Below are 13797 nucleotides of genomic sequence, written 5' to 3'. Positions count from 1 at the left end.
TCTGCCCGGGTGCCCCGCCTTCCTGAAGGGCTACCAGGGCGGTGCCCGCCACGCCTGCGGGCCCGCGCCCGGACCGCCCACGAATTTCCCCAGCGCGACGACCACATGCATGACCGGGTTCGGGGGTGTGCGCGGAAATTCGTGCTCGCCCGCAAGGGGCGCGTTCCCTCCGCCGTGTCGGTCCCCACCCTGGTCGGGCGCCCTTCAGGCGGGTCACCCGACCAGCCGCCCACCCCTCGTGTCGCGAAAAGCACACGCCAGCACCGGGGTCGGTTACCTGTTTCTCGCGCGAACGGAGAACCCCTTCCATGACACTGCGATTCCCCACCCTGTTCCAGACCGCGCTGTTCTGCCTGCACGGCCTCCACACCACCCACCCAGCCCTGGCCCGGCAGAAGTTCCCCGACATCCTGCCCCTGGCCTCCGAGGCCGAACGCGCGGTCCTCGACCAGATCGCCGACGCCTTCACCCAACACCCCTTCCAGACCGCGCACAAACGCATCGACGCCCTCTGGCGCAGTGTCGACGAGGATCTGAAGGACCTGGTCAACGCCGCCGCGTCCCTGTCCGACCCCGGCCTCTACCAACCCACCACACCCGAGTTCGTCGAGGTGTCGCTGGCGGCCGCAGAACTGCCACCCATGCCGATGCGGATGCGCTACCGCCCAGCCGTCACCACCCGACGACCCTCGCGAGCCATCGACGCCGCCCGCCACCACCCCGACGCCATCGCCGCACGCACCCAGACCCGGGCCCTGCGAAGCCGTCCGATTCCGGGCGATCACCGCGCGCCCATGCTCGCCTGCCTGATCGAGCGTGAACGCCGAGTCGACGAATACACAGACACGAACCTGTTCCGGGACGCCACCTCCATGCCCGACCCCGACGACAGCACCCTCGAACCCGAAACACCGCAGCGCCACCGACAACGGCCGACCGCGAACGAACCGGCCACCGCGAACGATCAGCCGGTCGAAAAGGAGGGCACGGTCGAGGACGAACAGCGGGCGCGGGAGTTGAAGCAGCGGCGGCGGCCCCGCGATCACGAAGAATCCACCACCGGGTGGGACCGCGAATACCTCAACTACGTCCTCGGCCAGCACGAGCACCTGCGCCGCGACACCGACCAGACCCTCGACCAAGCCACCACCGACTACCTCGCCGACCACGACACCGACGCCGAGTCCGCGCCGCAGGGTCGCCGCGCTCGACAGGGTGCGCGACGACGCGGGGACCGTGTCGCGTGGGGGGAGGCCGAGCATTTCGCCCGCCAGCGCACCGGACTGCGGGTGCGTGACGACGCCCGCCCCGAGATCCCGACCCAGGGCAACGGTCTGGACTACGACGCCGCCGCGATGGTGCCGGTCATGGGATGGCGGTGCGTGTCCTGCTTCATCGAACGCGCCATGACCGACCAACGCCCCCTCCACTCCCGTGGTGGACGGTTGGTCTCCGATGACGGACTGTGCGACAGCTGCCGCGCCGACGACCGTCCTGGGATCGCGCCGCTGCCCGAAAAGTTCACCCTCGAACAATTCGCGGTATCCCGCTGCGACTACCTCACCACCAACTACCCCACCGCAGCGCACGCGCTGATCATCGAAGTCTGGAACCGAGCCTCACCACACCCGATCTGCCGACACCTCACCCGCTACCTCGCCACCCACCCCGAACTGACACCCAACCCGAACCGCCCGTTCGAACTCACCACCGAGCCCGACGCCGACCGGACACACTCGCGACGCTCCACACCGACCAAGACCCGAAAGAACCGGGTGCGACTCGGAGCCGGTCAACGCCACGGCCGCTGCGAAGGATGCCTGAACCACACCGTCGTACACGCCGACAACTACTGCACCGGCTGCCGCATCGAGCTCGCAACGGTCATTCCCGCCCGCCGCACCCACGCGGCCTGACTACTCCACCCCCGATCGCCGGTCCGCCGCGGTGTCCATTCCCGCGGCGGACCGGACCACCAACCCCAGGACCGGACCACCGTCACCAACCGCCTACTCGGCAACTCCCGGCGATACCCTCACCTCACCCCTGCCCACAACGAACACTCCCCACTCGCTTCGCTCTCATCCACCCATCTACCCCTTACTCCACCTTCCACTGTCCGTTCCGAGTTTTGTTGGTGTGCGAGTTGCTCGTGAGCTGCGGTTCGCCATCTTGGTCTGGACGATGTTTGATGGTGGTGTCCAGGTCTAGTTGGCGGATTGTGGCTGCCTGAACCGCTTGTCAGTTCGTTGGCTGTTCCAAATCGCGCCGCGGAACTCCTGCATGTCGGGTGACCATTCTCGGATGATCACGGGGCGAAGTGTGACGTGGTGCAGGACGGCGTCACCCATCCCGCGGCGGTCTTTCAGCGCGAACCATGCCGCGGATCGGATGGTCCGTTCTGCGCTGGGTAGTTTCATTCGTCCGACCTGGCTGGGTTTGCGGTTTCCTCGTGCGGTGGCGAAGGTGTTCGGCGGCGTGGTCGGTGGTCGCCAGCAGTCGGTCGCGATCCAGTGCGCAATGGCGTCTTGTTCTGCCTGTGGCTGGTAGTCGTGGTCACGCAGTCTCCGACGAACCTCGGCAACGAACCGCGTGAGTTGGTCCCCGCCGCTTGCGGCGAATTGTCGCCAGCGGGGCGCGGCGATCAGCGGGGCGAGATCGACCGCTTCGGGATAGAGGCAGGCGAATAGTTTCGACGCGGTGAAACTCGACAGTTCAGCGCCCGCGGGCATGAACTGGAAGCTGCGTTCTCTCCAGATCTGTTGTTGCCGGTGTAGTCCGCTGGTGGGGCGGAATATTTCCCATCGATGGGCGCAGATCATGAAGGCGGTCAGCACGGCGTCGTAGGTCGCGCCCGGGCCGAAGTGTTGGACGAGGCGCAGGTGTTTGCGCTGGGCCGCGATCACCTCCCGGTTTCCCCGCAGCGAGGGACCGTGACTGTCGTTGTCGGGTGGGCCGATCCAATAGTGGTGCCGGGTGCAGACGTAGCGATGATGCGGCAGGATCCGCCAGACCGGTCCGCCCGGGTGGCGTGCGTCGCAGCGTGGGCAGCCCGGTTGCGGACGATGCCGAAACAGCGGCCAGTGCTCCGCGGTGGCCCGAAGCTCGGGCAATGCTCCCGCCAGATGCTCGGCTGGTCGGCCGGTCAGTGCCGACATTCGTTCGGCGGTCACGATCCGCCGGGCCGCTGTCGGGCCGGGAACGCTCACGCTTTTCCAGAGTTCGTCGCCGTCGAGGTGGTTCAGCGCAGCCAAGCGCGCCAGGTAGGAGGCGACGATCTCATGATGGGCGGGGGCGGCGGTGCGCGGCAGGCGCCGCGGAAGCGCGCGCCTCACCGGGGCGCTGCCGCAGACGTCCTCGATGTCGATGCCGCGATCGGTAGGTTGCTGCGTTGTGCGGCGTAGTCGACCGGGACCAGGTCGAGCAGGTTGCTGGTGATCTTCTCGGTGCCGTCCTCGATCGCGAGGATCGCTGCGCCGCGGATGATTTGGGAAAGGCTGCCGATCATGCCACCGCTGCGGCGGTAGAGCTGCTCGGCCATCGAGGCCAGCGTTCCCGGGATGTGGTCGCGCAACCGCAGCGTCGACTCGACCGCCGCGACCAGGGCTTGCCATTGCGTGCGTTGCTCGGCGGTGCCGTAGGCGAACGACGTGGCCGGGACGACGGTGAACCGCCCAGCGATCTGACGGCCGCGGGGACCGGCGAACAATCCTTGTGCTTCGACTTCGACCCCGGCGTAGATGAACGTCGCCGGAAGTCGTTCGGCGAAATATTTGAGTTGATCGGAGGCTTCCGCGCCGGAGCGGCTGGTCAGGGAGATGTTGTGGATCTCGTCGACCAGGACCAGGTCGACGTGAGTGTGCGCGGCGACCGAGCAGACGGCATCGGTGATGTCGGTGACGTTGGCGCGGGTCGGGAAGTCCAGGCCGAGGAAGCGCGCGAACTCGACGGCCAGCATCCGCGGTGTGGCCGCCGGTGGAACGGTGACGTAGATGATCGGCAACCGCTCACCTTGGCCGGGATAGCGTCGGCGGACCGCGATTTCGTGTGCGCGTCCGAGTTGAGTGAGCGCGGTGGTCTTGCCGGTTCCCGACATGCCGCTGATCACCATCCCGCGTCGGGCCGAGATCTGACGGCGGTTGAGTTGGACCAGCAGCCGTCCCGCCGAGATCACTTCCTGGATCGTCGGAGTGTTCACCAACGGGAGATCCGCGTGGTAGTCCAACAATCGGTCCTCGTGTGCGGCGCGATCCTGCGGTGTCATGCCCAGCAGTTGCGCGGCAGTGAGCAACGGTGGCGGCGCGGGGGTGTGCCCGACGAAACGGCCCCATCCTTCCTTGGTCGTCAACGGGCTGTCAGGCGGGATCGCAGTGATGGTCTTCGCGGACGACGCCGGGGTGTAGGCGGACTCGCGTCGGCGGACCGGTTTGCGGGTTCTGCTCGTCATCTCCACTTCTCGGCTTCAGTGGCGGCGTCGAAAATCCCGAACGGGATCACCGTCGCCTCAACAGATTCGATCGAGGTCGGTTCGACCGGTTCAGCATCGGATGTCGGTGGGCGATGTGTCGCGGCAGCGACCCTGCCGCGGGCAGCGGCTCTGCGGCCGGCGCGCTCGTTCGGCCGAACCGGTCCGTTCTCGCTGCGGGTCAGCAGATCATCGAGGGCGCGAGCGATGTTGGTCTCGTCGGTGTCGTCGACGCCGCGTTGGGCGAGCAGTCGGCGAGCTTCGCGCCAGGTGAAGTCAGCGAACGGTGCACTCACCATCGGCTTGTGCGTCCACTCGGCGGTGACCCAGCCGTTGGGGGTGCGGACGAACACCTGCGACAGATCGTAGGGGTCGTAGTGCACCTCCCAGAGATCCCTCTTCGCGGCGTTGCCCGAGGGCTGACGTCGGTGTGGCTCCAGCGCTTTCGCGTCGTAGGTGCGGTAGTCGAGGCGGATGCCGTAGTCGTTGATCGCCCGCCAGGTCACCGGCAGCAACTCGAGGTAATCGAGCCCGGTCAGCATCACCGGCAGATAGCCCGCCGCCGCGACCATCGCCGCATAGGCGTCGTTGGGCGACAACGCTCTGCGCGGGAAGTCCGGATCCCGCAGGCTGTCGTGCGGGCGCGGCTGCCAGCCCGCGATCACCCATTCGTCCAGCAATTCCTGCAACTCCGGGATCGTCCAGACCGCCTGCTCGTCGACGCGTTCCCCGCGGCGGCTGGTGTTGGCGCCGGTATAACCGGGCAGGTGCTGACACCACAGAGTGTTGATCGATCCGAACGTCGCTTCGACGATCGCCTTGTCGGTCGGGGTGCGTTTGCGTGCGCGCTGGATCGAGATGCCCAAGCGTTCGCAGGCCCGGGTGAAAGTCTCGGAGATGAAGACGTTCCCGCCGTCGATCGTGATCGTGTCCGCCACGATCACCGGCTTGGCTGCCGCGCGCGCCATCCGCTCATCGACCGACATCAGCCGATCGTGGGGCAGCCGTGACGCCGACATCGCCAACGTCGCCGACCATCCCGGTCGCATCGGCTCGGGAACCAGCATCCGCGCCAGCAGCAGCGCCGCATCGACCGCCTTCGTTCCGACCGGTCGCAGCACCGCCGCGCAGATCGTGCGGGTCGCGACGTCGACCGCGATCGTCAGGTCCGCGCGCGAGAGGACCCCGGGCTCCAACACCACCATCACATCCAGCGGTGTCGAATCGATCTGGATCTGCTCACCAGGCCGAGCCGCCAACGTCGGAGTAAACGGCCGCGCCGGACGATTCGCTGCCTGCCGCCGCGTCACCGCCGAGGCGAAGCTGTGCCGCCCCGTCGATAACGCCTCGATCAACGCATAGAAGGTGCTGCGGCCCGGCAACGGGACCACGTCTGGACCGTGCTCTTCCTCCAGAGCCTTGCTCACCCGCCGGATCACCCGCGACCGCGTGCCTGTCGAAGCACCGGTCTGCGCGTCCAACTCTCGGCGGACCGCAGTGACGACTCGCTCATCGACCCGACCGACCGCCGTCGACTCGCGCAGCACCCGTTGGTCGACCAGTCCCCAGAGTCCTTGCTCTGCATAGTTGGCGCGCAGCCGCTGGAGTGTCCGGACACCGACCCGCCGACCCGCGTCGGTCAGCTCGGCCGCCTTTGCCGTGTCCCGCTCATGCTGTGTCCGCGTCAGCGGATCGTAGGTCGCGCGGCGAGCCCCGTCCGGCGCGACGCCGGTGGTGATCTCGATGATGTGTTGTTCCCACTCACGGGCCGTAGCCAGGGCCGATTCGGGTAGCGAGTCCAGGATCCCGAATGGTGTCATCGGCTGCCGCGGTTCGGATCCGACGACTTCGAAGTCCGCCGAACCCATCAGATAGGCGGCGAGCACGACGGTCTCGACGCCGTCACCGGCCCGCAGCCGGACCGAGGTCCCGCTCACAGCGACTACTTGATGCTCGGTGTTGTCGAACACTATCCAGTCACCGACCCGGAGCACCGAATCCCTCTGGGCCATCATCGCATCGCCGTCACGATCGTCTCCCCGCGCAGCGGCAGGGAAAGGTCTGCGTTCAGTTCGTGTTGCCAGATCAGATGAAAGAGCACCGGCAACACCGCGATGCGATCCCCCACCGCCGTCGCGCCGTCCATCAGTGTCAGCGGATCAGCGAACGCAGCACGAAGTCGCTCGGCGATCTCGGAGATCCGATGACGAGGATGCCGATACCCGCTCAGCCATCGAAGGTTCGCGGTGACGATCGGGTCCGGGGCACCCAACAGCCGATACTCCCACCCGACGAGCTCGCAAGCACGGCGAGTCGATTCGAACGCCGCCAAGTCACGCGGCCCGCGCCGATCCACCGGTCGACAGTCGATCACCACCCCGGTCCCGTCGACCTTGCGGACAAAATAGTCCGGGGCGTGTGACCGCGGCCGAGGAGCCGGTTCCTCGGCCGACCAGAACAGCCAGAACGGTTGCGAGGCAATACCCACCACCGCCGGGTCGAAGTCCAGCGCCACCAGCTGGTCACGTTCCAGCCAGGACTCGAACCCCACGTGCCGCCCCGTCGTTGCCGACCACCACTGACCAGATAAATGCCTCTGGCCCCGATAAGAACGGAACCGACGCACCGGCCGCAGCGATTCCAACCGCAGCGACCACGCCTCCGCCAACGGAACCCGCACCTCGCCGACCGCATCGGCCGAGTAGGACAACTCGAACACCGACAGCGCGTATCGCGCGCCCCCTTCAACCACGTTCAGCCCCGCCGACGTCACGGGCTGTGATTCTCAACCACCCAGCAGCACAGCGCAACGCGTACCACCCAGCTCGCCCACGAACCTCCGAACACCGCCGACCTCCGGTCGGCGAAGCGAAGCGACGCGGTGGACCGAAAATCGCACCGACTCCTGTACCGGTCAGCCGATCACTTCGCGTACTCTGCTCGCCAACAAAACCTGGACTTCGCCACTCACTCGCCAACTACATCTGGACTTCGCCAACTAAAACTGTAACGGACATCCACACGCCCCCATCACCTTTCCCTCCTCCGCCTCCTCTTTTCTCAAGCACACCTCTTGCATTCAGGGTCATCCACGAGGGTGGTTTCGGTAACGATCCGGTCACCTCCTGGATAGTTGCTTGATCAACCACTAAATAGTTAATTAAATCCCCTCGACTTTTCGGGTCTTTTCGTGCTCGATGGAGTTATGACCGCGACGATCCATAAAGTCGTCGCAGGCAATGGCTATCAGTATTACCTGCGCAATGTAGCCGCAGGAGATAACGACTCCCGCGGTCGATCCTCGCTGTCCGATTATTATTCTGCCCACGGCGAGTCTCCGGGTGCTTGGCAGGGCTCCGGCTTGGCCTCCGTCGACATCGTCGCGGGTGCGGAAGTGACCGAGTCGCAGATGAAATCGCTGTTCGGACTGGGGCGACATCCGAACGCCGAACAGATCGAAGACGATGTCTACGACGCGCGCCTGACGATCGGTGATACGCCGCAAGCGGCGCACAAAGCGGCCGACAAAGCGTCACGTCTCGGCAATCCATTTCGCGTTTACACACCCACTTCCGATTATCGAAAACAGTGCGCGAAGGCGTACGAAGCACACAATATCGCGCAAGGAAAACCGCGAACCGATCGCATTGCTGATGAGGTGCGGGCGCAGATCCGGTCGTATGTCGCGTTCGATATGTTCACCGACGAGTACGAGCGGCCACCGTTGGATGAGCGGGAACTGTCGGGATGGATCGCCAAGAACTCACGCCCACCGACGACCGCGGTGGCGGGTTTCGACATCACTTTCTCCCCGGTGAAGTCGGTGTCGGCGCTGTGGGCGCTGGCCCCGCGCGGTATCTCGGAGAAGATCGAGGCCGCCCACCACGCGGCGATCGGGGATGCGTTGGGGTGGTTGCAGCGCGAGGGGATCTTCACTCGCCTGGGCCGAAACGGTGTCCGACAGGTCGATGTGGAGGGCATCGTCGCCGCGTGTTTCACCCACCGTGATAGCCGTGCTGGTGACCCGGACCTGCACACGCATGTGTTGATCGCCAACCGTGTCCGGACTGTCGACGGGCTGTGGCGCACTCTGGACGGCGCCACCCTGCATCACGTGGTGGTGACGGTGAGCGAGATCTACAACACCCGCCTCGAGCACCACCTCGAGGACACCGTCGGTGTCGAGTTCGCGCCACGGCCGGGCACCGACCCGACCAAACGTCCGATCCGCGAGATCGTCGGCATCCCCCTCCGGCTCATCGAGGCATGGTCGCGGCGCGAAACCGCGATCCGTGCCCGCGTCGGGGAACTGTCCGCCACCTTTCAACACCACCACGGCCGCGAACCCATCCCCAGCGAAGTGCGTGACCTGGCCCAGCAAGCCACCCTCGAAACCCGACCCACCAAACACGGTCTGCGGTCCTTCGCCCAGCAACGCAGCAGCTGGCGGGCCGAAGCGATCGCGCTCCTCGGTGACCGCGAGGCCCTCGCTCGGGTGGTCTCGACCGCGTTGAATCCGCTGCGCGCACCACGAGTTACGGCCACCGGTGAGTGGATCGCCGCCACCGCTGACCAGGTCCTCGAGGTCGTCGCCGAACACCGCTCGACCTGGCGGGCAGCCAACGTTCGTGCCGAGATCGAACGGCAGATCCGTGGCAAGATCCGCAGCAGGGACTGGGAACAGGTCGCCGCGGCCGTGCTCACCGAAGCTCTCGCCCCTTCTCGTTCGATCCCACGCGGTGACCCTGATATCGCCGCACAGCCCGACCTTGCGAGGGTTCCAGCAGCGTTGCGGCGCGCCGATGGCGCCAGCGTCTACCGACACGCGGGTTCGCAGATCTACACCTCCACACCGGTGTTGGCGGCGGAGAAGGCACTGATCGAGCTGTCGGTGCAGGCCGGGGCCCGCCAACTGGACCGGGCCACCGTCACCGCGGCGGTGCGTGACTACAACTCCGCAAATCCGGATCGGCCGTTGAACGCCGGACAGGCTGGGGTGATCGAAGGGTTCGCCACCTCCGGCCTGCGGGTCCATACCGCCAACGCGCCAGCGGGTTCGGGCAAGACCACCGCGATGGCGGTACTCACTGCGGCCTGGAATTCCAGCGGCGGTGTAGTGCTGGGGTTGGCGCCGACGGCCTCGGCCGCGGCGGTGCTCGGTGAGTCGATCGGCGCGCGGTGTGAGACCGTCGACAAACTTCTCGACGTCCTCACCCGGCATGCACCGAGCGCGAACAATCCCGCACCGGAGCGGGATCTCCCCGCGTCGTTGCCGCAGTGGGTGCTCGACATCGACGCTGACACGTTGGTGATCGTCGACGAACACGTCAAACTCGGCACCCTCAAACGCCTGCGCCTGCTGCAATTCCTGACCGATCGCGGCGCGACCATCCGGTGCATCGGCGACGATCACCAACTCCCCAGCATCGAGGCCGGCGGCGCGGACACCGACATGCACACCGCCGCACCCGAGCACACTCTCACGCTCACCCACGTCGTGCGGTTCGCCTCCACCGCCGAAGCATCAGCCAGCCTGGGCCTGCGCGAGGGCGATCCGGCAGCGCTGGGCTGGTACCTGGACAACCACAGGATCCACGCCGGACACGTCGGCGCCACCCACGACGACACCTACACCGGCTGGGCCGCCGATCACCTCGCCGGTCGCGACACCATCATGCTGGCCGCCAATCACGAAGTCGTCACCGCGTTGAACGAACGCGCCCGCGTCGACCGACTCGCGCGTGAGGGTGGGGTTGTCGGCGCGGAAGTGATGCTCGCCGACGGCCTGGCAGCGAGTGTCGGTGACACGATCCGTACCCGCCGCAACAACCCGCGCCTGCGGTTGGGTGACGCCGATTGGGTACGCAACGGCTACGTCTGGACCGTCGAGACCGTGCATTCCGACGGCAGTGTCACCGCGAGCCTGCACGGAAGAACGCGCGCGAGTGTGCGTCTTCCGGCCGACTACGTGCCACAGTTCGTGCGGTTGGGGTACGCGGCGACGATCGACTCCGCGCAAGGAATCACCGCGGACTCGTGTCACGTCGCGCTCACCGGGGGCGAAACCAGGCAGCAGCTGTATGTCGCGATGACGCGCGGTGTGCACACCAACGATGCCTACATTCCGACCGCGTTGAGCGGTGAAGAGGGCTCGTTCTGGACCGAACCGGCGGTGTATCCACGCACCGCCGTCGAAACTATCGTGGCGATCCTGGCGCGCGACGGCGCCCAGAAATCGGCGCACACGCAGTTGCGGGACGTGCTGGATCCGCACCGACGGCTCGGACGCGCACTCGATATCTACCTCGACTCCCTCGGCGTCACTGCGGAAAACACTCTCGGCGAACTCGGTCTAGCTCGTCTGGACGCCGCCGCTGAAGCGCTGGTGCCCAACCTGACCGACAGCCCCGCCTACCCGGTCCTGCGCCAACACCTCGCGATACTCGCCGCCTCCGGCCGCGACCCGATACATGAACTCCACACCGCCGCCGCCATGCACGAACTCGACACCGCCGCCGATCCCGCCGCCGTCTTGATCTGGCGACTCGACCCGACCGGGACGCACTCGGCCGGAACCGGGCCACTGCCCTGGACGCACGGCGTCCCGGCCGGTCTCGACTCCGATGCCACTCAGGTCGCTGCCCGCGCGCGGATCGTCGCCGACCTGGCCACACAAATCCGTCGCGACACACAGACATGGACACCCGTGACCGCGCCCGTGTGGGCGCGCCCGCTACTCGGCACGAAGGGCGACGTGCTCGCGGAGGTGGCGGTGTGGCGTGCCAGCCTGCACATCGACGACACCGACCTGCGGCCCACCGGACCGAACCGGTACGCGGTCCTCGAACGCGAACACCAGCATCGTCTCGACACCCGCGTCGAGGCCGCGCTCGGTGACATCACGCGCCCGATCCACCACTGGGCCGACACGATCGACCGTATCGAGCCCCGGATCCTGACCGACCCGTACTGGCCGGTCCTCGCCGACCGCATCGACCTCGCCGCCCTCGCCGGAATCGACATCACCCACCGGCTCACCGAGGCCGCCGCATTGCGGCCGTTGCCCGACGAGATGCCCGCCGCCGCGCTCTGGTCACGCCTGGAACTCGAACCCTCCGCCCTCGACGGCGACCTCAACCTGCGACCGGACTGGATCACCGACCTACACAACGTCCTCGGCCACGACCTCACCGACCGCGTCGTCAACGATCCCGCCTGGCCACGCCTGGTCGCCGCCATCGACCGCGCCACCAACACCAACTGGACACCACTGCAACTACTCACCACCGCCCACGAACTGCTCACCGCCGCCACCCCGGACGACAGCACCGCACTACGTCCCGACCAGATCGCCGCCGCACTCGCCTGGCGTATCGACGCACTCCTCCACCACACCCCCACCACACCCACCACAGAAAACCAGCCCACCACACCACGGGACGAACCACACATGACACAGCAACCCACCACAGAAACGCACGAGCCCGAGCACCCGCCGGACTCCGAACCCAGTCACGCCGAAGTCGAATTCGACGAGCCAATGCCGCCGCTCGAACCCGAACCTGACCGCAACCCCGAGACCGGCCACACCGACACGATCCGGACGATCGCCGAACTGTTCCACAGCGGCCACATCAATGCCGCGGTGCAACGATTCCGCGAATTCGACCACCACGCCACCGACGACCAACGCTGGGTCATCACCGAAGTCGCCGACACCCTCTACCGCAACGCCTTCCCCGTCGCCCGCGCGCGACTGCACTGGGCCGGTGAACGTTTCCCACAGCACCGCGCGCTCATCGATGCCTGCACGCCCGCAGAAGATCCCCACGTCTACCAACCCGACACCGCGCCTCGGCGATCCTCATTCGACCGCAGTCATCCAGCCCCGCGCGATCACACGGCCCGCCTCGACCGCACGCTCATCAGCGACCCGCTGCCCGACCCGATAGTCCGCGCACGACGCGCCGAACAGGAATATCAGGACACCCGCGCCGGAGTCGACGACCAGCCCTACGCTCGCCCCGACGCCGACGAAGTACGCCGACTCACCGGCGACCCGAACCAACGCCGACCGGGTCGCGAGCGCGCCGACGATGTCGATGACCGCCCCACAAACCCAGTGGCCGGACGCAGCTACCGCCGAGACGAAGCCAAAGACCTCGTCCCCGACGGCTACGCCCTCGACTACGACAAAGCCGGTGCCGCCCGCACCCGCAGTCTGGAATGCGTGTCCTGTGGCATCGAACGCCGACCCATCGACGCCACCCCCATCCCGCCACGCCGCAGCGACGACGGCCTGTGCGAAGACTGCCGCGAGGACAACCAACCTGCCATCCCCGACCACGACCCCACCCACCATGCGACGGCACGCGCGCAACACCTCGCCGCCACCAAACCCCTGCCCGCCGTGCACGCCATCCTGCGCCGCGACTGGCAAGCCACCCCCAGCCTGGTCTACCGCGCCAGAATCGAAGCCTGGGTACGCGCTCATCCCCTCCCTGACCCGGCTACTACTGTCGCCCCCGGCTACGAGCCGCCCGTCGGTGATCCGTTGTTCGCCTACACCGACGGCGAACTCGAAGACCGGATCACCGAACTCCAACAAGAACTCGCCCTGGCCGCTACCAACGCCGTCATCTACTCCCCCTCACTACCCGCCCCTGCCGACCACCCCGACGTAGACACCGTGGTCGCCCGCCATATGGCAGCCCAAGACGCGATTCGTGCCGCATTGGCGGCCAGTGATGAACTCCATCGTGCCGCACGAGCGATGTACGCCACACGCACCGAATTGGCCACCCACCGTGAACGCCTCGACACGACACCCACCCGCAAACGGACCACACGCCACACCCTGCGCACCCGCATCGATGAACTCATCGACGAACAAGCCACCCGCGAACGCGAACACACCAGCGCCCGCGACACAGCTCGCCTGACACGCAACAACGCCGTCGGCTACGCCGGAACTCCTGAGCACTGGGACGACGTACTCGCCACCAGCCCCCATCAGATCGAAACCGAAACCCGCGCACGGCAGCAGGGAAGTAACAACCTCGACACCAGGACAGAGGCATTTATCGCCGAAACGAACACCGAAATCGACCGCTACCGTGCCGAACAACACCGCCGCAGCGATCTCACCCCCGCCCAACGTCAGTACGAGCACGCGGTGCGACACACCACCGACGATGTCGATACGGCCACGGACACGCCACTCGATGAACCGCAACCCTGGAACGACACTGCGCCAGACCTCGGGATATGACCACGTAGAAGAACGCGAATCCTACCGCGCGACAACCATGCTCCAGTCCACGACACTTCAC

General features: G+C 66.7%; 6 protein-coding genes. 2 read left to right on the top strand and 4 right to left on the bottom strand.

The window, feature by feature from the left end:
- Positions 1-308: 308 nt before the first annotated feature.
- Positions 309-1916, top strand: coding sequence for a hypothetical protein (locus tag OG225_RS06520; RefSeq protein WP_405180835.1), 1608 nt, complete (start codon positions 309-311; stop codon positions 1914-1916).
- 291 nt (positions 1917-2207) lie between these two features.
- Here OG225_RS06520 and OG225_RS06515 read toward each other — a convergent pair whose 3' ends face one another.
- From OG225_RS06515 to OG225_RS06500, 4 genes are all read right to left on the bottom strand, one after another.
- Positions 2208-3335 carry a TniQ family protein gene (locus OG225_RS06515; RefSeq protein WP_331758286.1) on the bottom strand — a complete coding sequence of 376 codons (1128 nt, stop codon included), beginning with the start codon at positions 3333-3335 and terminating at the stop codon, positions 2208-2210.
- Complete coding sequence (locus OG225_RS06510; RefSeq protein ID WP_331758288.1) at positions 3332-4447, bottom strand: ATP-binding protein; 1116 nt, start codon at positions 4445-4447, stop codon at positions 3332-3334. Before OG225_RS06510 ends, OG225_RS06515 begins: the two co-directional genes overlap by 4 nt.
- On the bottom strand, positions 4444-6402 hold the full coding sequence (locus tag OG225_RS06505; RefSeq protein ID WP_405176979.1) for a Mu transposase C-terminal domain-containing protein: 1959 nt from the start codon (positions 6400-6402) through the stop codon (positions 4444-4446). The genes OG225_RS06510 and OG225_RS06505 overlap by 4 nt, the downstream gene beginning before the upstream one ends.
- A gap of 74 nt (positions 6403-6476) precedes the next feature.
- On the bottom strand, positions 6477-7238 hold the full coding sequence (locus OG225_RS06500) for a TnsA-like heteromeric transposase endonuclease subunit (protein ID WP_331764093.1): 762 nt from the start codon (positions 7236-7238) through the stop codon (positions 6477-6479).
- Positions 7239-7670: 432 nt separating this feature from the next.
- Between OG225_RS06500 and mobF the strand changes: the two genes are divergently transcribed.
- Positions 7671-13736 (top strand): MobF family relaxase, encoded by a 6066-nt coding sequence (mobF, locus tag OG225_RS06495; RefSeq protein WP_405180834.1) that lies wholly within the window; start codon positions 7671-7673, stop codon positions 13734-13736.
- Positions 13737-13797 lie beyond the last annotated feature (61 nt).

The sequence above is a fragment of the Nocardia sp. NBC_01377 genome (genome assembly GCF_045040005.1).
GTDB lineage: Bacteria > Actinomycetota > Actinomycetes > Mycobacteriales > Mycobacteriaceae > Nocardia > Nocardia noduli.
This window is presented reverse-complemented; position numbering and strand designations above follow the sequence as displayed.

What these genes read in the sequence shown, in the direction of transcription:
- OG225_RS06520 (WP_405180835.1), top strand. Translation starts at nt 309, where the DNA reads ATGACACTGCGATTCCCCACCCTGTTCCAGACCGCGCTGTTCTGCCTG.
- OG225_RS06510 (WP_331758288.1), bottom strand. Translation starts at nt 4,447, where the DNA reads ATGACGAGCAGAACCCGCAAACCGGTCCGCCGACGCGAGTCCGCCTAC.
- mobF (WP_405180834.1), top strand. Translation starts at nt 7,671, where the DNA reads ATGACCGCGACGATCCATAAAGTCGTCGCAGGCAATGGCTATCAGTAT.